Genomic DNA, 20,157 nt, shown 5'->3' with positions numbered 1-20,157 from the left:
AATATGAGTTAAAAGCAAAGACACCCACCCCTTTATGCAGTGAGTGTCTTTACTTTCCATATAATATCCTTTTCTGCGCCATGAGCGACAAAGAGATCAAACAGATTAACTGATTGCTCCTTAGCCTTTTTCCTAATCCTCCGTTTAACTGAATCACCACCGTAGACTAACCAATCCTGATCTTTCAACCTTCGTAATAGCTTATTAGAGTACAAGCAGAAATCAAATTGAACGTCCCTAGAGGACGTTTTTTCATCTACATCAAGTGTTGTATTAGTCATTTCATACTTTTTATCCTTTTCGCAGTTGTATCGGTTCGCTATCAGTATTTCTCGTGCATACAGAATTACCTCTTATATTTACAGGCATTCACTAACATCGTTGTCTCCATTTTTTAAGTCGATTATTAATGGCTAATAGATAACGAATACAATGCATTATGGCGTTTCAAGCCGAAACGTATCAGCTATAATTAGTATGACGTTGCTGGGTGGAACTATTATCATAGGTATACAATCCACGTAGCTTTGTTAAATTCCACACTCTCATGAAAATGTAGAAACACTTGAATAAATAAAGCTTTTCTTAGTCTATCAGATTCAGGAGGAGAGAAATTTGAAAACATTTAGGTTAATTTTTGGTTGTATAATATTACTAAGTTTAGTTACTTCATGTAACCAGCAAAACACCGAACAGGATGAATTTGTTGTATTTGCACACCACCAAAATATGAATGATGCATTGAGGGAATCTCTGTTCAATTGCTTAACTAGCGAAGAAATTATGCATCAGGTTGATAATGATAAAAATGTTTTAATAAATAAGAAAGATGTTAACCATGCAGTTATGCGTTGTTCATAAAAATCGACTAGAGCATACAGTTGTTACTACCAAAGGCACACTCTACGCCAGTTGACAGCGTAAACTCATTATTTCCTCTTCTTCGTTTCTCAATAAAACTCAGATTTTATTTAGTACGAGTGTACTAAGTAGTTCTTGCATGTTAAATATATTTACATCGAACATAATCCAATTATCTATTGAGATAATGCAACTAATAGTTTCAATGATTGTTCGTATGAACTAATCGTCTTTCTTGATAAATTCTTGTTTTGACAATAGGCTAGAAAATCTTCTAAATAAAAATCCAATTTTCATACTGTGTTATCCGAAGGATATGCCCCCATTGTTATTTCCCACCAATATCTCTTTTGAAATCATGATTAAATACAAGACTGTTAAAAAGCGTATAATTAGCTATTATCACTACGAAAATAAGCATTATTATTTTAGAGTTATCATCAAGGGGCGTTAAAATCACTCCTTTGTTTAATAAGATCGGTTCTATAGAAACAATTGCAGTAATTACAGCAGAAATGTATATATATATCAAATGTGAATAGTGATACCATCTTCTAAAAGTGATTACATTAGAAAATCTCTGAAATAATTTATATATTATTAGTGTAATAAAAAAAGATAAAACATTTGCTAGAAAAATTGATCCTGCCAATATCCACAATGCATTTTCCCTAGTTTCAAATTTCCCAATTAATTGTATTCCTAGTGTAAATAAGAAGAGATACATAAAGAAAAATAATACTGGCACCAGAAAAATCTTTGATATAATTTTTTCCATAGAATTACCTCCTATTTTGTTTGCGTATCTTTCAGACAACGTTCAGGTATACACGAACTTCCGCAGGAAGTTGTCATATCAATCTACTACTCTGTCAAAACCTCCCTGTGACCAAGGCGGAGCCACAACGTGAATACTGTGTTAGGCGATGCCTGTGGCTTCTTCGACTCTTAATCCTATTATTAAAAATCATTCCCCGATAACCATCCATAAGTAAATAAATAGAAAGCACAACATTATATGAACTAATGGTACAAGAGACTTCCAAATTTTATTTTCACTTTTATAAAGTATTAAGCATACGAAATATGTGACTGGATACGTAGTAGTTAAAAATATAAAAGCCATCACAACAAATTCTAATAGAAAGTTTTCTTTCCCTGAACTTTCAGCAGCCAAACTCATTATGTTAGCTAATATGATAAAAGGATAAATTAATAAAGGCATGCCTTCCAATATAAATAAAATATATCCAATATTTATTTTCTTTCTTTTCATTATTGTTCTCCTTCTTATAGCGTGTTTTCTTTATTTTACAGGTTTCGCCTAACATATTATTTACGAAATACTAATATTAAATTTCAGTACTTATTAAAATAACATAAAAATATCCAATAACTCTTATATTAACAACAACCATAATAAAAAGGAAGAACAAACACTCCGTTCTCCCATAACTCGTTATAGTACTATGAAGCCACCGAAATAACTCACATTAAGACAATGAACTATATATCCAAATTATTCAACGGATTATACTTATCATTCTGCTCACGCAGCGCATTGAAACCTTTGCATTTTGATGCCTTATAAGCTTTTTGAATAGCAAATACGCTCATTCCTGACATAGCAAGCCTATGACAAAATGTATGTCTGAATGTATGCGGTGATACTCTAACATCAGTAAAGTTCATTTTTTCTCTTAAATACTTAAAAACTAACATGAACGAGTTTTCCGTTAGTTGTGTGTAAACACACACTCCTTCACACTGCCCCAATGTTGCTTACAAAACGATTGATAGGCTCTCATTTCCATTTTTTAGCCTATCTACATGCTTCCAAGAAAGAAATCACATATGCACAAAATATAGTTACAACCCTCTCTATCGAGGTCTCAGTGACTATTGAAGGCACCCCATTTTATTGCACAAAAAATATAATACTAATTTTGTAGCTTCCACTTACTAAGTGGGCTGTGATTTTGATACTTTTTCGCAATCTCCTCACGGGTTAAATCCATATACGCTTGCTCAGTCACTGTTACAGAACTATGACCAAGAATGCGTGATAAGGTATAAAAATCCCCGCCATTCAACAAATAATGCCTAGCAAAGTTATTTCTAATCATGTGAGGGTGTACATCTATCCCAGCCATCTTGCTAGTATCTCTTAATTGCTTCTCAAATGATTGAATACTTAAAGGAGTTCCTTTTGTAGTTGGGAATAGCAATTCACTTTCTGTATATCTATCTTTAAATTTCAGATATTGTTTTAGTTCCCTTTGCATAACACTCGAAAAATAGACGTAACGTTCTTTATTCCCTTTCGTTTTTGTCAATAGAATCATTTTAGACTTAAAGTCTATTGCATCTACCGTTAGTTCTAAACATTCACCTATTCTCATGCCCGTATCTTGCAATATTAACACAATTATTTTATTGCGATATCCATGAAATTTTGTATAATCAAACTTCTCAATCAATCTATTAAATTCTTCTTGGCTAATTCCTTTTTTCTGTCGTCTTACTGTTTTTATTTGTCTAATATTCTCCACTGGGTTTTTGTTTAGTTCCCCTTCTTGTTTTAACCAATTAAAGAAAACCTTAATGTTACGAATATAGTTATTTATTGTGATTGATGAAACTTCTTTATTATAATCCGTTCTGTTTTCGGGAAAGTTAACTACTTTCGATGATTCTCGATTCACTACCGTATACTTCCCTCGCTCTTGTACATAAGCAATATACTGCCTAATATGTCCTGCAAGAACTCCCTTCACCTTATCCACATCATGCAGATTCTTTAAATAAGCAACAAATAATTTCAATGATTGTTCATATGAACTAATCGTCTTTCGTGATAAATTCTTGTTTTGACAATAGGCTAGAAAATCTTCTAAATAAAAATCCAATTTCGATAACTTCATGTGAATCCTCCTTCTCTTTCCCACAAATACAAAACCCAATAAACCATAAAGGTTTATTGGGTGAGATGGAAAAAGTTTATAGGATTCAAAAGAAGTTTATTGGTTTTCATATATTGGATGTAAACAATTCCCAACATACCCTAACCCCTACTCCTCATCCTTTCAAGACACCTTATGCTCAATCCTAAGCTTATCTGCCACCATTGCGATAAATTCGCTATTGGTTGGCTTAGATTTGCTAATATTCACGGTGTAGCCGAATAGGTGGCTAATGCTGTCGATGTTGCCACGAGTCCAAGCGACTTCGATCGCGTGTCTTATTGCTCTTTCAACACGGGATGGTGTCGTTTTGAATTTTTCGGCGATTGCTGGATATAACGTTTTTGTAATAGAACCAAGAATTTCAATATTGTTATATACCATAGTAATTGCTTCACGTAGGTATTGATAGCCTTTAATATGTGCTGGAACGCCGATTTCATGGATAATACTTGTAATATTAGCATCAAGATTTTTGCCTTTACCCATCGGAACTACGTTCGATCTACTCATAAACATACTTGAATTGAAGGTTGAAGAACTCATAGAACTAGATGGAACACCAACCAATTGTCTAATGCGATTAGAAAGCATATCCATATCGAACGGTTTCAGTATGTAATATGATGCCCCTAATTGTACAGCTTTTTGCGTGATATTTTCTTGACCGAATGCCGTCAACATAATTATTTTGGGCATAGGATTAAGATCCATTTCTCTGATCTTCTCAAGTACTCCTAATCCGTCCAAATGAGGCATAATAATATCGAGAATTAATACATCTGGTAACTTTCTAGCACTCTCCAAATGTCTTAATACTTCATCTCCATTAAATGCTACTCCACACACATTCATATCACTTTGTTCAGAAATAAATTCCGATAACAAGTTAGTAAATTCTCGGTTGTCATCTGCCAATAAAACGTCAATCTTTTGCAAGATGTAAGCCTCCCTATAAATTATATGAATGTCGAGTCAATTTTTTCTGTCTTAACTACAGTTTCGACATATGAATATGATTTCCTTCTGTCGAAAATCATTTTTCTTTATTTTTTTTCAGTATTTCGATATAATAAATATTTGACTACATACTTCGAAAATTTTCGACATGAGCTACCAAGATTAGCTACTCTCATTAAAGAGAAGGCCACCTTACATGTTTCAATGTAATGGTGACCTTTTTATCGTTATGAAGCAATATTTTGTGCTTGCTCAGTTTCAGAATGTAATAATACTCCTGCGTCCTGGAGCATCCATTCAATGAAACAACCATATCCTGAAGTAGGATCATTAACAAATACATGTGTAACTGCTCCAATTAATTTCCCATCTTGAATAATAGGACTACCAGACATCCCTTGCACGATTCCACCTGTTTTACTAATTAAGCGTTCATCGGTAATCTTAAGCACCATACCCTTTGTTGCAGGTGCTGACTGCTTAGCAACATGAACAACTTCAATATCAAATCGCTCAACCTTTTGTCCATTCAACACGGTCAATATTTGTGCAGGTCCTTCCTTTACATCCTCTGCAAAGGCAACCGGAATGGCAGCACTATTAAAGCTATGCGTAGGCATCTCATTCATCTTACCAAAAATTCCAAATGGAGTATTACGTTCAATACTACCTAAAATTCTTTTCTCTTTCACAAAGATCGCACGTTTTTCACCTGGATCACCATTTTGACTTTTATTAATCGATGTTACACTTGATTGCAATATTTCTCCATCGCCAACTGTGATCGGAGTTCCTGTATCCATATCTGTAATAACATGTCCTAATGCCCCATAAACACCTTGATCCGGTGCGTAGAAAGTTAGTGTTCCTACACCAGCAGCAGAATCACGAATATAAAGTCCTATTCTCCAAGCTTGATCACCCATATCATAAATTGGTTTAAGCTTCGTTTGCATCGATTTTCCATTACGAATAAATGTAATGTTTAATGGCTTTTTGTTAGAGCTATACTTTTCACATAACTCGCCTAACTGCTTTACATTACTTACTTTATCTTTGTTAATGGCAACGATAAGATCACCTAATCGAAGACCTGCCACTTCACCAGGAGATTGTTTTTCATTAGTCTCATCAGAAACTTGATGATGACCAACGACCAATACACCAGCTGAATTCACTTTCACACCGATCGTCTGCCCACCAGGTACAACTTTAAGATCAGGGACAACATCTACTTTGACTGTTTTGAATGGGATTTTACCAAATAATTTCACTTTCATCTGAGTTTGGCCAATTTGATAAGAGTGTAATGATAACGGTTCTTTCAAACTCACAGATAATGAAGATTCTGTTGAACCATTCACTTGCAGTATTTCTGGATCGACCGTAAGCTGAGCGTGCACAGGTGCACTATACTGTACGTTTTTTAATTGCCCAGTAAATAGCCTGAGTTCATCGGGGAAAGCTACAATCTGTTGCATCGGTGTAGAAATCCCGACTAAACCAACCATAATTACAAGAATTAGTCCAAAAATACGTCTAGGTTGCTTTGGGTCCAATCTTTTCACGCTCCTGTCATTCCATCTCATGACGATAGGTAGATCGCCAATGGCGTACCTATAAGTTACCCCGAGCGACAAGATTTATGACCACAAAAACATTCCCAAATTTCCTTTCATTACGCACCTTTCAAGCCTAGAGCCAAATCTAACATTTCTTGAGCATGATGTTTCGTTTTTTCTGTTATTTCTACGCCACCTAGCATACGAGCCAATTCATTAATCCGTTCATCGCCAATCAGCTGCGTAACCGAAGTATATGTTCGCTCACCAACAAATTGCTTACGTATTTCATAATGATGGTCGGCCATACAAGCAACCTGCGGTAAATGACTAATCGAGAAAACTTGACAATTCTCTGCAAGTGACGATAATTTTTCAGCAATCGCTTGTGCGGCACGTCCACTTACACCCGTATCCACCTCATCAAATATAAGTACAGGAATTTGATCTATTTGCGCAAATATAGATTTCAATGCCAACATAATACGCGACATTTCCCCTCCTGATGCTACCTTATGTAACGGCTTCAACGGCTCTCCTGGGTTCGTGCTCATCATAAACACGGCATGATCAAGTCCAGTAGCACTTAAGCGTATACGTTCTTCAGCATCCTGCAGAGCATGGTTAATTTCAACCTCGAATTTGGCTGCACCCATTTGTAATCCAGTAAGCTGATCTTTAATTTCATTAGAAAGCTTAATTGCGGCTTCCTTACGCAAAATAGATAGCTGCTCTGCCAAAACATAAGCTTGCTTATACTCCGCTTCTTCTTGATCCTTCAATTGCTGTAATCGTTCATCACGATTTTCCATCTTATCACGTTCATCAGTAATTTTTGCTAAATAAGCAATAATTTCTTCGATGCTCTCACCATATTTACGCTTCAATGTACGAATGAGATCAAGTCGATCCTCCACATTAGTAAGCTGCTCTGGATCTGTTTCAATTCCATCACGATAACTCCGAAGCTGGTACATCACATCCTCCGCACCATAATAGGCAGTTTGCAGCTGTTCTAGCATCGGAGCTAGTGCAGATTCATCATAACTAACAATATCAGTTAAGCGATTAATTGCTCGACTTAACGCTTCTAGCCCTTGTCCATCATTCAGATGACCATATGCTTCTTTTACAGATGAAGTACGTTTTTCAGCATACATTAGCATCTTTCGTTGCTCTAATAGCTCTTCATCTTCACCTGGTTTTAATTTGGCTGCACTGATCTCTTCAATTTGGAACAAATACAAATCATGCATCTGAACATTGTGCCGAGAAGTATTTTCTAATTCATGTAATTGTGAGCGAATAAGTAATAATTGTTCATATTGTTGTGCATAAGCCTTTTTATTATTCAGCAAACTTGCACCGCCATACATATCTAGCCATTCCAGATGCTGCTCGTTTTTGAGAAGTGATTGATGTTCATGCTGACCATGAATATTAACAAGGCTTTCACCAATTTCTCGCAGCATCGTAATTGTCACCAGTTGACCGTTAACGCGACTACTACTTTTACCAGTTGAACTTAGCTCACGACGAACAATTAGCATTTCATTGGCATCATGTTGAATACCTAGAGCTGCTAATTTTGACCAAACAGGATGTTCGAATGATAAATCAAACATCGCTTCAACCTCTGATTTATCGCAGCCATACCGCACCATATCGGCAGAGCCACGACCACCAACAACTAAGCTTAATGCATCAATCAATATCGATTTACCTGCTCCTGTTTCACCTGTTAAAACATGAAAGCCATTATGAAACTGTACTCTTGCCTCTTCAATAACCGCTAAGTTGCGAATAGAAAGTTCATGTAGCATGAACATACGCCTCCTAAAACTTTTTATTAAATAATAAATAAGCTTTTTTGTAAATAAAAAGTAACTTCGTAAGCATAAGATATAACTTTACATTGAATATATTAATTCAGCATTTCTATAAAGCGCTCAACTACAATCTGACTTTGCGTACTTGATCTACAAATAATAAGAATGGTATCATCACCAGAAATGGTGCCCATAATATCGGAATTATCTAATGCATCAATTAATGCAGCAATCGTATTTGCAGTACCAGGTAAACATTTCATTACGACAAGATTATCCGCAAAATCAATATGTGTAAAATGGTCCTGTAATGCTCTGCGCAGCTTATGAATGGGATTGGGCTTTTGACTTTCGCCGGGCATTGCATATTTGTAGCTTCCAGATGACGAAAGAATTTTGATAAGCATTAGCTCTTTAATATCTCTAGAAACTGTCGCTTGCGTAACCTGCATGCCACTTTGGCGTAATGCCTCTACTAATTCTTCCTGTGTCTCTACATCTCGATCTGTAATAATTTCTTTTATTCTAAACTGTCTTATACCTTTCACAATTAAGACCCCTATTCCGTATTATTCAATGAAATGAAACGCGATTTTCCTTAGCGTTCCTTCTCGATAGTTAATATATATTATTCCCGACATGTTAGGAACTAATAACGAATACATCAATAATCGATCACGTATTTCATTATTTGTCCACTCCATCGGATGCCGCTCCCGCTCATACTTTACAAGATACATATGACTTTTTCTCTCGACAACGTAGTCTACATATACATTGGATGCCTTATCCAATACAACATCGTCTAACTCAATCGCGATCGGGATCGTATGCCGTCCAGATATGACGATATATCCTTTTTTCCTTAGAAATACAACATTTGGATCATCTTCTTTGATCGTACCACCTTTGCCTAGCTTAATTCTAGACATTGTTTGAGGAGTATGTAGCCACCGATAAAACCAACGATAAGCAATGAGTAATAATACAATTGAAGCAACAATCATAATAAACCATTCACCGTATGGCGCCAACTAAAACTCCTCCTAACCTTCACCAAACTTCATGAAATAGAACGTTTGTTTCTATTTACAGTTTATCTTAATGACTAACTACCTGTAAAGAGAAAAGATGCCTCACGATAAATAATTACCGATTAGCATCCTTCTTGGAGTATATTATTTTTTTGAACTTACTTTAAATGTTTCATTGGCTTCTCGTACGATTTCTTCAATACGATCAAGAGGTACTTCTTCACTGTTAGGAGTATTCTCCCAAAACCACTGGGCTAGAAACTCAATGTTTCCTTCACCGCCTGTAATCGGAGAAAACGTCAAGTTTTTAAGTGAATAGCCGATCTCATTAGCCATACTAAGCACTTTTACTAATACTTCTTTATGAACACTTGGCTCACGCACAACACCTAATTTACCGACTTTGTCACGACCGGCTTCGAATTGTGGTTTAATAAGTGCAACTACTGAAGAGCCAACTGGGAATAATGTAGATAAGGTGGGCATAATATGTTTCAATGAGATGAATGATACATCAATGCTCGCAAAATTCGGCTTCGGACCTTGTAATTCATCTACAGTTAGATAACGAAAATTCGTTCTTTCCATTACATTGACCTGCTCATGCTGGCGAAGTGACCAGTCCAATTGATTATACCCCACATCTATTGCATACACATAAGAAGCTCCGTGCTGTAGAGCACAATCAGTAAATCCACCCGTTGAGGCTCCAATATCAAGCATCGTTACATCTTGCATATTTAGTTCAAAGCTTTTAATTGCTTTTTCTAATTTCAAACCGCCTCGACTAACATACGGATGTATCGAGCCTTTTACTTTAATAGCAGAAGAACGAGCAACTTTCATACCAGCTTTATCAACGGGTTCTTCATCGACAAGGACAAGTCCAGCCATTAAAGCTTTCTTTGCCTTCTCACGACTATCAAAGTAACCAAGCTCAACAAGTAATACATCTATCCGTTCCTTTGGAACTGCTGTCATTGTATCCCTACCTATCAATTGTGCAAATTAGCACTTTTCTTACGCTTTGGCAACATATCTTGAACGACTTTTATAACACTTGTAGCATTCAACCCAATCTCATCTCGTTGCTCAGCAATACTTCCATGCTCAACAAATAGATCAGGTATACCCATCAGACGAATAACCATATCATCAATATGTTGTTGTGAATAGTGTTCAAGAATTGCGCTTCCTAGTCCGCCTAGTTCAGCACTTTCTTCAATAACAATAAGTTTTTTATGTTGTTTGGCTAATCGCTGAAGCATTTCATGATCCAACGGTTTAACAAAACGAGTATTAATAATCTCAACATCAATACCTTCGCGTTTCAACTGTTCTGCTGCTTCCTTCGCAACTTTAATCATTGGACCAAGCGCCAATATTGCGAATTCAGATTCTCCCTCTTTCAACACTTCCCAAGATCCAATCGGAAGCGTTGTTAGTTCCGGCAGTAGCTCAACACCTTCAACATTAATACGCGGATATCTTATAGCAATCGGTCCATCATTATATTCAACAGCTGTTTTCATCATTTGACGTAGTTCATTCTCATCTTTAGGCATCATAATAACGATATTTGGTACATGACGTAAGAAAGGAATATCGTACACACCTTGATGAGTTTCCCCATCCGGTCCAACAAATCCAGCTCGGTCAATAGCAAAAATTACATTAAGATTTTGACGACAAATATCATGAACGACTTGATCATAGGCACGCTGCAAGAACGTAGAATACACTGCAAATACAGGCTTCATTCCTTCAATTGCAAGTGCTGCTGCCATTGTAGCTGCATGCTGCTCGGCAATCCCGACATCAATCATTCGAGTTGGGAAACGTTTTGCAAAATCAAGTAAGCCTGAACCGCCTGGCATTGCTGGTGTTACCGCAACAATACGATCATCGTTTTCAGCTAATTCAATTAATACATCACCGAAAATTTTAGTATACATTGGTGGTCCAACTGCTTTGACCATTTTTCCTGATTCAATCTTATAAGGAGATGCACCATGCCATGTATGAGAATCATTTTCAGCAGGCTTATAGCCTTTACCTTTAGTCGTAATGACATGTACTAGTACAGGACCATTGATGTTATCGGCTTGCTTCAATGTTTCTAATAATGCTTCCATATCATGCCCATCAACAGGTCCAAGGTAAGATAACCCAAATTGTTCAAAAAGAATGCCGCTCACTAATAGGTATTTCAAGCTATCCTTGAATCTTCCTACCGTTTCAGCAAGCTTCCCGCCAATAGCAGGAATCCTATTGAGCAATTGATTAACCTCTTCCTTAGCTTTCTGATATTGGCGACCAGTACGAATCTTGCTTAAATACTGATGAAGCGCACCAACATTAGGAGCAATTGACATTTCATTATCATTCAAAATAACGATCAATTTACGCTTCTCATGACCAATATGATTCAATGCTTCGAGAGCCATACCACCCGTTAAAGCACCATCACCGATCATTGCAACAACGCGATTATCTTCACCTTTAAAGTCGCGTGCCATTGCCATACCAATCGCTGCAGATAGTGAGGTACTGCTATGTCCAGCTTCCCACACATCATGTTCACTTTCGTTGCGTTTTACAAACCCGCATAAACCTTTATATTTCCGTAATGTATCAAATTGATCTTTACGACCAGTAATAATTTTATGAACGTATGACTGATGTCCAACATCAAAAATAAATTTATCGTTAGGACTGTCAAATAAATAATGCATCGCTAGAGTAAGTTCAACAACTCCAAGATTTGGAGCGAGATGACCACCAGTATTAGATAATTGACTAATTAAAAACTGACGAATTTCTTCCGCTAATTGTTCTAATTGGTCTATAGATAGATGCTTCAAATCCTCGGGGCCATCTACATGTTCTAAAAGCACATTACTTTCCTCGCCTTCAAAAAAGATTGTGAACCCAATCCCTTTATTCATTACCATATATTATAGCACATTCATCCAATACTGCCTAATAGTAGCTCACAAGTGGATGTTTTGAACTACCTACTTCCAATAAAGGTTCAAAAAGTGGGCTTTCAGAACCAAGAAGATGGAGCGCTACTTGAGGAAGGAGGACACTCCAGTGTACGTTATTGGTACACGAGTACCGGACTTCCCAAGTTCGCTTCATATTCGATGCCGACTAAGCTACTAGCATCTCATCGTTATCAAAGTCTACTTTTTGAACTACCTCTATTAAGACTCTCTATGTACTAAGTAATCGGCGATATCAAGCAACTGCTGCGGTTGCTCTAAGTTAGCTTCAATAATCGCTGTCTTCGCTTGCTCAGTAAGCCTCTGAACAAGAGCAATACTTTCGTCTAATCCTAATAGATAAGGATAAGTCACTTTTTGTTGTTCGATATCACTATGAACCGGCTTGCCAAGTTTTCGTACATCTCCAACGACATCAAGAATATCATCTTGAATTTGAAAAGCTAAGCCGATATTTCTACCGTATAATTCTAGTTTTTCAATCTGGAACGCACTAGCACCAGCAGTTCTTGCACCTGCAAGTACAGAACAAACGATAAGATCACTTGTCTTATGTTCATGGATATATTCAAGCTGAGTAATCGAGGTTATCCCTTGTTCTCCTTGAATATCAGCCACTTGTCCACCAACCATCCCTTTTGCACCAGCATACTTAACGAGATCATCAATGATATCTATTGCGACCGCAGCACTAATATAACCTTTTTTGGCCATGCCCGTCACAAAACCAAAGCTTTGCGTAAGTAAAGCATCACCAGCTAAAATAGCCATTGCCTCACCATAAACTTTATGATTGGTTGGCTTACCACGACGAAAATCATCATTATCCATTGCAGGTAGATCGTCATGAATTAGTGAATAGGTATGTATATACTCAATTGCGCATGCAGCACCATATGCTTTTTCATAGATGTCGGCTTCGCCGCGAATCGCATAAGCAGATGCCAATACGAGGTAAGGACGAATACGTTTACCGCCAGCCGTTAGTGAATACTCCATCGCCTCTATAAGAGTAGAAGGGGCTCCTTCCAGTACGTTAAGTGACAATAGAAGTTGCTGACCAACTTGTTTTGCTATTGTATTCACATGCTCTTGTATCGTAATTGAGTCCTTCACTAGACTACTCTCCTTTTTCTAATTGAGCAGTTGGAAATGGTTTCGTCTCTGTACCATTGTCCGTTTCAATCAGCATTTCTATTTTTGCTTCCACTTGCTTTAATTTACCGTTACAAAGATTAGAAAGCAGCATACCTTCTTGATATAATTCAATCGCTTGCTCTAGTGGCACATCACCATTTTCCAGTTGTGCGACTATCGTTTCAAGGCGCTCTAATGCCTGTTCAAAGCTTTGCTCCTGCTTCTTACTCATTACGAATCCCTCCCAAGACTTTTCACTTATTCCAGTAACGTCCTTTTTCACTAACTATTAGTGCAAGTTCAAAAAGCGGGCTTTCAGAATCGAGCAGGTGAAGTCAATTTTAAGTAGGAGGAAACGTAAATGTACGTACTTGGTACATGCGTACCTACAATGTTTCTGCAAGAAACATACCTCGTAAGCTTATGCTAGACTACCAAAATTCACTTCAGATGCGATGCCGATTAAGCACCTTGCATAACTTCGTTATCAAAGTCCGCTTTTTGAACATCATCTATTTATTTGCTGAACTTCACAATTCAATGTTCCATCTGCTAATCTCACTTCAATATGATTCCCAACTTTAACCTGATCTATATTTTTCAACAGTTGTTCATTATCTGTATAGGTCAAGCTATAGCCACGGGCCATTACTTTAAGTGGACTTAGTGCATCTAATTGCTTCATATTCGTAACAATTTGCATCTTTTTCCCATCAAGAACACGCTTCATCTGATCATCTAATTGATTTCTCAACACATTTACATTCCGTGCTAATAGCTTAATCCGATGTTCTGGATGTAGTCGAGCTAGCTTGCTTTCTTGTGCGGACAGCTTAAGTTTATGACTATCCAATTGTTTTCGTAAATTCACTTTAAGTCCCGTTTGCAAATAGTCTACTCTTTCTGCTTGTTGTAGAAAGAATCTTTTGGGTTGGATAAATGTCGGAGCTTGCTGCGCTCTACGAAGTCTCTCCGTCAGTCTTTCTAGCTTCGTATTCATTGCATAATGAAGCTTTTCATTATGTCTTGTAACGATAGCATTCAGTTCTTTAACATGAGGGACCGCTAGTTCTGCAGCAGCCGTTGGAGTAGCTGCACGAACATCAGCAACAAAATCAGAAATCGTGAAGTCTGTTTCATGCCCAACTGCACTAATAATCGGTATACGAGAAGTAGCGATCGCTCTTACAACCACTTCTTCGTTAAATGCCCATAGTTCTTCAAGTGAACCGCCACCGCGTCCGACAATTATTACATCGCATTGCGAAGCTTCATTCATCATTTGGATTGCTTTAACAATCGATGGAGCAGCTAATTCCCCCTGCACTTGTACAGGTGCGATTAACATATTCGCTACCGGATAACGACGTTGTATCGTAGTAATGATGTCTCGAACTGCTGCGCCAGTTGGCGAAGTAATGATGCCGATGCTCTTAGGAAAAAGAGGAAGTGTTCGTTTGCGTGTCTGTGCAAACAATCCCTCCTCTTCTAATCGAGCTTTCAATTGTTCATATGCAAGATACAAGCTACCAAGACCATCAGGCTGCATCGCATTCGCATAAAACTGGTATGCACCATCTCGCTCAAATACTGAAATGGTACCGCGAGCTAGAACTTTCGTCCCTTCTCGCGGTATAAATTTCAATTTGGCATTATGAGAAGCAAACATTACACATTTGATACGACTGTCCTTATCCTTCAACGTGAAATACATATGACCACTTGAATGATGCGTAAAGTTAGATACCTCGCCTCTAAGCCATACATCAGACAATACTGGATCTACATCCATTGCCATCCGAATATATTTATTGACTTCCTTTATCGTATAAATATGAGGCTCATTTCTCATGAATGTCTCACATCCCGTTTGCTTTTTTGGCAGCTGTTATTGTATTTTTCATTAACATCGTAATCGTCATAGGGCCTACGCCGCCTGGCACTGGTGTTATATGTCCAGCCACAGTTTTACAGCTTTCAAAGTCAGCATCTCCAGCTAATTTACCAGTATCAAGTCGATTAATACCAACATCAACAACGACCGCACCTGGTTTTACAAATTTGCTATCAATCGCATTAGCTCGTCCAATCGCAACAACTAAAATATCCGCTTGCTTCGCAATCTCTTCAAGATTAGCAGTACGTGAGTGACAAATCGTTACTGTCGCATTTTCACGAAGCAGCAGCATTGCAACGGGCTTACCAACGATATTACTGCGCCCAATAACAACAGCATGCTTGCCTGCAATATCTACTCCACTGCGCTTAATTAATTCAATAACGCCTGCTGGCGTGCATGGCAATAAGCTATCATCACCAATAACTAGATTACCAACACTTTCAGGATGGAAGCCATCAACGTCTTTATCTACACGAATCGCATCAATAATTGCTTTCTCGTTAATATGTTTTGGAAGAGGTAACTGTACAAGAATACCATTAATAGAATCTTGATTATTCAGCTTATCGATAAGCGTTAACACTTGCTCTTCCGAGCTGTCAGCAGCCATACGATGCACTTCAGAATACATCCCTAATTGAACGCAAGCTTTTTCTTTCGAGCCTACATATACTTTAGAAGCAGCATCTTCGCCAACTAATATTACTGCTAGGCCAGGAGTTACTCCTTTTTGTTTCAATTCAGCAACTTCATTAACCATCTCACCACGAATATCAGCAGAAATCTGTTTTCCATCAATAATTTGTGCACTCATAAATTATCTCCTCCAACTTTTCATATACATTCTTAATATACTTCTCGTTAATGAAAAGTACATCGAAAGCTTAATCCCCAACTTTTCATATACATATAGAACGAAAGAAGCTTATCGCATCATTCGCGACAAGCTTATGCTTTTTCTGAATCTAGGTTTTGCAGTAGTCTTGCAAGTACTCCGTTAACGAATTTACCTGATTCCTCAGTACCAAAATGCTTTGCAAGCTCGATAGCTTCGTTCACAGCTACTTTCGGTGGGGCATCTTTGCTAAATACCATTTCAAAACATGCGAGTCGTAAAATTTGTAAATCAACTTTTGAAAGTCGGTCAACCTGCCAACCTGTTAAATGAGTCGTTAACAAATCATCGATCGCTACTTTATGTTCATTCACACCTAACAATAACTTACGTGCAAATTCATTAGTCGCATCATCACTTACTTTGACACTAACTTCGTCGTCTGCTTTAATTTCTTCGATAATCATTTCTAAAGCTTCAAACACTTGCACATCGTTAAGCTCTAATTGATATAAACTTGCTACTACCATTTCTCTCGCTAATCTACGTTTCATATGCCCTCCACAACAATTTGCTGAAAATCAACATCTAATCTATGATCTCATCCCTGCCCCGAATATATTAATATCCGAAGTACGGAGCAGACCACAGCTCTAACGGTACGGCTTAAATAGCTTTAAGAAAGTTTGCCATAGACGTTCTAGTGGTGCTAGTGGATGCGAAGCATATTCCTTCTCTATTCCAAACCAGTAACCAACTGCTACAAGCAATGCTACAAATAGCATATCCCAAAAACCAACAATCAAATAAAGAATACCAAAGAAAAGACCAACACTAGCACCTATTATTCTTTTCCAATATACAGGCCAAAAATCCTTCCACATAGATAGCTCACCTCTATTCTACGCGACTTTTAATCGTATTCGTTTGAATAATGTTCGCTATATATACAGATACATTAGTCACAGGGATACCAGTAATTTCTTCCAAATAATTTTTCACAGATATTTGAATTTCCTCTGTTAATTGTGGAATAGAAACTTCACCGTCCACAACAGTACGAAGCACAATGTCCATACCCGTATCTGTAGCATTCACCCTAGCTTTCAAATCTTTTACACCACGTATCTTCATAGCTGCTTTAAGTGCAAGGTTTTCCATTGTTTCAATCGAGATACGGATGTCACCATACTCAGTACGCTGATCCACAGATTGGGAAGAAAGTGTACTGCGAGAAAGTGAGACTACAAAAAATCGCAAACTAATCAAGAACATTACGATACCGACAATAGCTAGCGCAATAAGATAATTAGTATTGGAATACAGCGTTTCAATGAAATCAGCGGAAAGTGTTTCGTTAATCCAAGCGAAGCCTACACATACGAATACTACCGAGATGATTCCAATAACAATGCTGTATAAAAACAACAATAGCTTGTCTACTACTCTGATCAATGTTCTTCATCCTCTCGATTAATGTAATCAACCCCCTTTACCGAGCACTGCTGCCCAATTCTAAGGGGGTTAATTGTTCTAGTTTACACGCTTTGCTTGATCATCATTGTCGACTTTCTCATCAGGTTTAAGATGAACATCATGTACATGTACGTTCACTTCAACAACTGAAAGTCCGGTCATAACTTCAATGGAGCGTTTAATATTTTCTTGAACATTATTTGCAACTTCAGGAATTTTATAGCCGTATTGAATTATAACAGAAACATCAACTGCTGCTTCTTTTTGTCCAACTTCAACTTTAACACCTTTAGCAACGTTTTTCTTCCCAAGCAGCTCAGCAATACCACCAGCTAAGCCACCACTCATACCTGCAATACCGTCAACTTCAACCGTTGCTAGTCCCGCAATTACTTCAATGACTTCTGGGGCAATTTGAATTGTACCCATGTCTGTTTTCTCATATTCAGCAATAATACTCATGCTGGTTACACCTCCAAATAATCAATACCTGCCTAAGGTCCTGCTTACTTCGTTACTTATTTCTATACTATAACATTCAGTAAGAATTATGACAAACTATATTGCATAGTGTATTGACGGCTTAAGCAGTACCATTAATATCATATTCCTCAAGGAACTTAATATCAAAATCGCCACTAATGAACTTCTCATGCTCAAGCACTTTCAAATGGAACGGAATAGTTGTCTTTATTCCATCAATTGCAAATTCCTGCAGGGCACGTTTCATACGACTAATCGCCTCATTACGAGTTGGTGCCCACACAATCAGTTTTGCAATCATAGAATCATAATGTGGTGAGATGGTGTAGCCAGGATATACTGCACTATCAACACGAACACCATTTCCTCCAGGTGGTAAATAGAATGAAATATGACCTGCAGATGGCATGAAGTTACGTTCAGAGTCCTCTGCATTGATCCGACATTCAATCGACCAACCATTTATACTTAGATCATCTTGAGATAGAGAAAGTAGATTACCTTCAGCTACTGAGATCATTTCTTTAATAAGATCAGTATTCGTGATCATCTCTGTAACAGGATGTTCAACTTGAATACGTGTATTCATTTCCATGAAATAGAATTGATCGTCCGGACCTAGAAGAAACTCTAATGTTCCTGCTCCAGAATAATTAACTGCAAGTGCTGCACGAACGGCTGCTTGCCCCATCTTCGTACGAAGTTCAGGTGAAAGCGTACTACAAGGAGCTTCCTCAATTAATTTCTGACGACGACGTTGTACAGAACAATCTCGTTCAAACAGATGAACCGCATTACCATGCTTATCAGCCATAATTTGAACTTCAACATGCTTCATACCAGTCAAATATTTTTCCAAATATACTCCGCCATTACCGAAAGCTTTTTGAGCTTCCTGTTGTGCAGTAGAAATTTGTGTAATCAAACTATCTTCATCATCAGCAATTCGAATCCCTTTACCACCGCCGCCTGCTGTAGCCTTAATAATGACAGGATATCCGATATCACGGGCAATCATAATAGCTTCATCCATATCTTCAATAAGACCATCTGAACCAGGAATGATTGGCACGTTAGCACTTTTCATCGTAAGCTTGGCAACTGCTTTATCTCCCATTTTACTAATTGCCTCAGGAGAAGGACCGATGAATGTAATATTGCATGATTCGCAAATCTCTGCAAAATCAGCGTTTTCAGCCAGAAACCCATAGCCTGGGTGGATAGCATCACATTCCGTAATTGTTGCAACACTCATAATATTTGTTAGATTTAAGTAGCTGTCCTTAGAAGCAATTGGACCAATGCAGTAAGCCTCATCAGCCAGCTTCACATGTAATGAATCACGATCTGCTTCTGAATAGACGGCTACCGTTTGAATACCTAATTCGCGACAAGCACGAATGATTCGAACCGCAATTTCTCCGCGATTCGCAATTAATATTTTTTGAAATTTCACGAATGACGAACCCCTTTCAACCATTAAATTCTTGTAGTGTAAACGATTAGTCCGCTTTCACTAGGAACAATGGTTGACCAAATTCAACCAATTGGCCATTCGTTACTAAAATTTCAACGATTTCGCCATTAACTTCTGCTTCTAGCTCGTTCATAAGCTTCATTGCTTCTAGAATACATACCACTGATTTCGTATTCACTCGATCGCCAACTTTAACGAACACAGCAGTATCAGGTGTTGGTGAGCTGTAGAATGTTCCTACCATTGGAGATGTAATTTTGTGATGCTGTTCGGAAGCTGCTACCTCTTGAACAGGAGCTACTTCAGCTTGTACGACAGGTTGACTTACAGTAGACTGCTGTGAAACAGCTGGTTGCGTATATGTATGCATAACTGGAGCCGTTTGAACAGTAACCACTTCAGATTTGCTAGGTTTACGAATATGCAGACGCATGCCTTCATTTTCGATCTCGAGCTCTTCAACGGATGTTTGATCTACCAGCTTGATTATTTCTTTAATCTCGCTCAACTTAAACATGAACGTAATCACTCCTCATTTTTCACATAACGTCTAATATTATAGCACAAATAGACGATAAGACGAATTTTTTTTTATGAGGGTTGATGATAACTCCATTATAAGCATATTTAAC

At 37.7% G+C, this 20,157-nt stretch carries 24 protein-coding genes; 2 read left to right on the top strand and 22 right to left on the bottom strand.

What is annotated here, in order from left to right; all coding sequences use genetic code 11:
- Positions 1-32 precede the first annotated feature (32 nt).
- Positions 33-281, bottom strand: a complete 249-nt coding sequence (locus tag AC1TPB_RS01725; protein ID WP_482074897.1) for a hypothetical protein — start codon at positions 279-281, stop codon at positions 33-35.
- Between the two features lie 334 nt (positions 282-615).
- Here AC1TPB_RS01725 and AC1TPB_RS01720 point away from each other — a divergent pair, with 334 nt between their 5' ends.
- Positions 616-861 carry a hypothetical protein gene (locus AC1TPB_RS01720; RefSeq protein WP_482074896.1) on the top strand — a complete coding sequence of 82 codons (246 nt, stop codon included), beginning with the start codon at positions 616-618 and terminating at the stop codon, positions 859-861.
- Between the two features lie 328 nt (positions 862-1,189).
- On the opposite strand, the gene AC1TPB_RS01715 is transcribed toward AC1TPB_RS01720, so the two are convergent.
- The 11 genes from AC1TPB_RS01715 to dxs form a co-directional block, all read right to left on the bottom strand.
- A complete protein-coding gene (locus AC1TPB_RS01715) occupies positions 1,190-1,639 on the bottom strand; it encodes a hypothetical protein (protein ID WP_482074895.1) in 450 nt (149 codons plus the stop codon).
- A 189-nt stretch (positions 1,640-1,828) separates the two neighbouring features.
- Complete coding sequence (locus tag AC1TPB_RS01710) at positions 1,829-2,137, bottom strand: hypothetical protein (protein ID WP_482074894.1); 309 nt, start codon at positions 2,135-2,137, stop codon at positions 1,829-1,831.
- Positions 2,138-2,367: 230 nt separating this feature from the next.
- The gene (locus AC1TPB_RS01705; RefSeq protein WP_482075078.1) at positions 2,368-2,553 is read right to left on the bottom strand and encodes a hypothetical protein; all 186 of its coding nucleotides are present in this window, start codon (positions 2,551-2,553) and stop codon (positions 2,368-2,370) included.
- Positions 2,554-2,801: 248 nt separating this feature from the next.
- Complete coding sequence (locus tag AC1TPB_RS01700) at positions 2,802-3,785, bottom strand: tyrosine-type recombinase/integrase (RefSeq protein WP_482074893.1); 984 nt, start codon at positions 3,783-3,785, stop codon at positions 2,802-2,804.
- Between the two features lie 162 nt (positions 3,786-3,947).
- Complete coding sequence (gene spo0A, locus AC1TPB_RS01695; RefSeq protein WP_482063400.1) at positions 3,948-4,763, bottom strand: sporulation transcription factor Spo0A; 816 nt, start codon at positions 4,761-4,763, stop codon at positions 3,948-3,950.
- A 248-nt stretch (positions 4,764-5,011) separates the two neighbouring features.
- A complete protein-coding gene (gene spoIVB, locus AC1TPB_RS01690; RefSeq protein ID WP_482063399.1) occupies positions 5,012-6,373 on the bottom strand; it encodes a SpoIVB peptidase in 1,362 nt (453 codons plus the stop codon).
- Between the two features lie 89 nt (positions 6,374-6,462).
- Positions 6,463-8,169 carry a DNA repair protein RecN gene (recN, locus tag AC1TPB_RS01685; RefSeq protein WP_482074892.1) on the bottom strand — a complete coding sequence of 569 codons (1,707 nt, stop codon included), beginning with the start codon at positions 8,167-8,169 and terminating at the stop codon, positions 6,463-6,465.
- A 101-nt stretch (positions 8,170-8,270) separates the two neighbouring features.
- Positions 8,271-8,723 (bottom strand): transcriptional regulator AhrC/ArgR, encoded by a 453-nt coding sequence (gene ahrC / locus AC1TPB_RS01680; protein WP_482074891.1) that lies wholly within the window; start codon positions 8,721-8,723, stop codon positions 8,271-8,273.
- Between the two features lie 21 nt (positions 8,724-8,744).
- Positions 8,745-9,209 carry a hypothetical protein gene (locus tag AC1TPB_RS01675; RefSeq protein WP_482074890.1) on the bottom strand — a complete coding sequence of 155 codons (465 nt, stop codon included), beginning with the start codon at positions 9,207-9,209 and terminating at the stop codon, positions 8,745-8,747.
- 144 nt (positions 9,210-9,353) lie between these two features.
- Positions 9,354-10,190, bottom strand: a complete 837-nt coding sequence (locus tag AC1TPB_RS01670) for a TlyA family RNA methyltransferase (protein ID WP_482074889.1) — start codon at positions 10,188-10,190, stop codon at positions 9,354-9,356.
- A 14-nt stretch (positions 10,191-10,204) separates the two neighbouring features.
- Positions 10,205-12,157, bottom strand: a complete 1,953-nt coding sequence (dxs, locus tag AC1TPB_RS01665; protein ID WP_482074888.1) for a 1-deoxy-D-xylulose-5-phosphate synthase — start codon at positions 12,155-12,157, stop codon at positions 10,205-10,207.
- 93 nt (positions 12,158-12,250) lie between these two features.
- Between dxs and AC1TPB_RS01660 the strand changes: the two genes are divergently transcribed.
- Positions 12,251-12,439: a hypothetical protein gene (locus AC1TPB_RS01660; protein WP_482074887.1), complete on the top strand. Its 189-nt coding sequence runs from the start codon at positions 12,251-12,253 to the stop codon at positions 12,437-12,439.
- Here the strand turns inward: AC1TPB_RS01660 and AC1TPB_RS01655 are convergent.
- The 10 genes from AC1TPB_RS01655 to accB all read right to left on the bottom strand — a co-directional run bounded on the left by AC1TPB_RS01655 (position 12,419) and on the right by accB (position 20,042).
- Complete coding sequence (locus tag AC1TPB_RS01655) at positions 12,419-13,333, bottom strand: polyprenyl synthetase family protein (RefSeq protein WP_482074886.1); 915 nt, start codon at positions 13,331-13,333, stop codon at positions 12,419-12,421. The genes AC1TPB_RS01660 and AC1TPB_RS01655 overlap by 21 nt on opposite strands.
- Positions 13,334-13,337: 4 nt before the next feature.
- Positions 13,338-13,586 (bottom strand): exodeoxyribonuclease VII small subunit, encoded by a 249-nt coding sequence (gene xseB, locus AC1TPB_RS01650; RefSeq protein ID WP_258202243.1) that lies wholly within the window; start codon positions 13,584-13,586, stop codon positions 13,338-13,340.
- A gap of 276 nt (positions 13,587-13,862) precedes the next feature.
- Positions 13,863-15,206: an exodeoxyribonuclease VII large subunit gene (xseA, locus tag AC1TPB_RS01645; protein ID WP_482074885.1), complete on the bottom strand. Its 1,344-nt coding sequence runs from the start codon at positions 15,204-15,206 to the stop codon at positions 13,863-13,865.
- A 7-nt stretch (positions 15,207-15,213) separates the two neighbouring features.
- Complete coding sequence (gene folD, locus AC1TPB_RS01640) at positions 15,214-16,068, bottom strand: bifunctional methylenetetrahydrofolate dehydrogenase/methenyltetrahydrofolate cyclohydrolase FolD (protein ID WP_482074884.1); 855 nt, start codon at positions 16,066-16,068, stop codon at positions 15,214-15,216.
- A gap of 134 nt (positions 16,069-16,202) precedes the next feature.
- Complete coding sequence (gene nusB / locus AC1TPB_RS01635; protein ID WP_482063389.1) at positions 16,203-16,643, bottom strand: transcription antitermination factor NusB; 441 nt, start codon at positions 16,641-16,643, stop codon at positions 16,203-16,205.
- Between the two features lie 99 nt (positions 16,644-16,742).
- On the bottom strand, positions 16,743-16,973 hold the full coding sequence (locus AC1TPB_RS01630; RefSeq protein ID WP_482074883.1) for a DUF2273 domain-containing protein: 231 nt from the start codon (positions 16,971-16,973) through the stop codon (positions 16,743-16,745).
- 13 nt (positions 16,974-16,986) lie between these two features.
- On the bottom strand, positions 16,987-17,544 hold the full coding sequence (gene amaP, locus AC1TPB_RS01625) for an alkaline shock response membrane anchor protein AmaP (RefSeq protein WP_482063387.1): 558 nt from the start codon (positions 17,542-17,544) through the stop codon (positions 16,987-16,989).
- 78 nt (positions 17,545-17,622) lie between these two features.
- A complete protein-coding gene (locus AC1TPB_RS01620; RefSeq protein ID WP_482063386.1) occupies positions 17,623-18,027 on the bottom strand; it encodes an Asp23/Gls24 family envelope stress response protein in 405 nt (134 codons plus the stop codon).
- A 121-nt stretch (positions 18,028-18,148) separates the two neighbouring features.
- Entirely contained in the window at positions 18,149-19,504 is a 1,356-nt protein-coding gene (gene accC / locus AC1TPB_RS01615) for an acetyl-CoA carboxylase biotin carboxylase subunit (RefSeq protein WP_482074882.1), read from the bottom strand.
- Positions 19,505-19,550: 46 nt separating this feature from the next.
- Entirely contained in the window at positions 19,551-20,042 is a 492-nt protein-coding gene (gene accB / locus AC1TPB_RS01610) for an acetyl-CoA carboxylase biotin carboxyl carrier protein (RefSeq protein ID WP_482063384.1), read from the bottom strand.
- Positions 20,043-20,157 lie beyond the last annotated feature (115 nt).

The organism is Paenibacillus sp. Y951, assembly GCF_056786395.1.
This window is presented reverse-complemented; position numbering and strand designations above follow the sequence as displayed.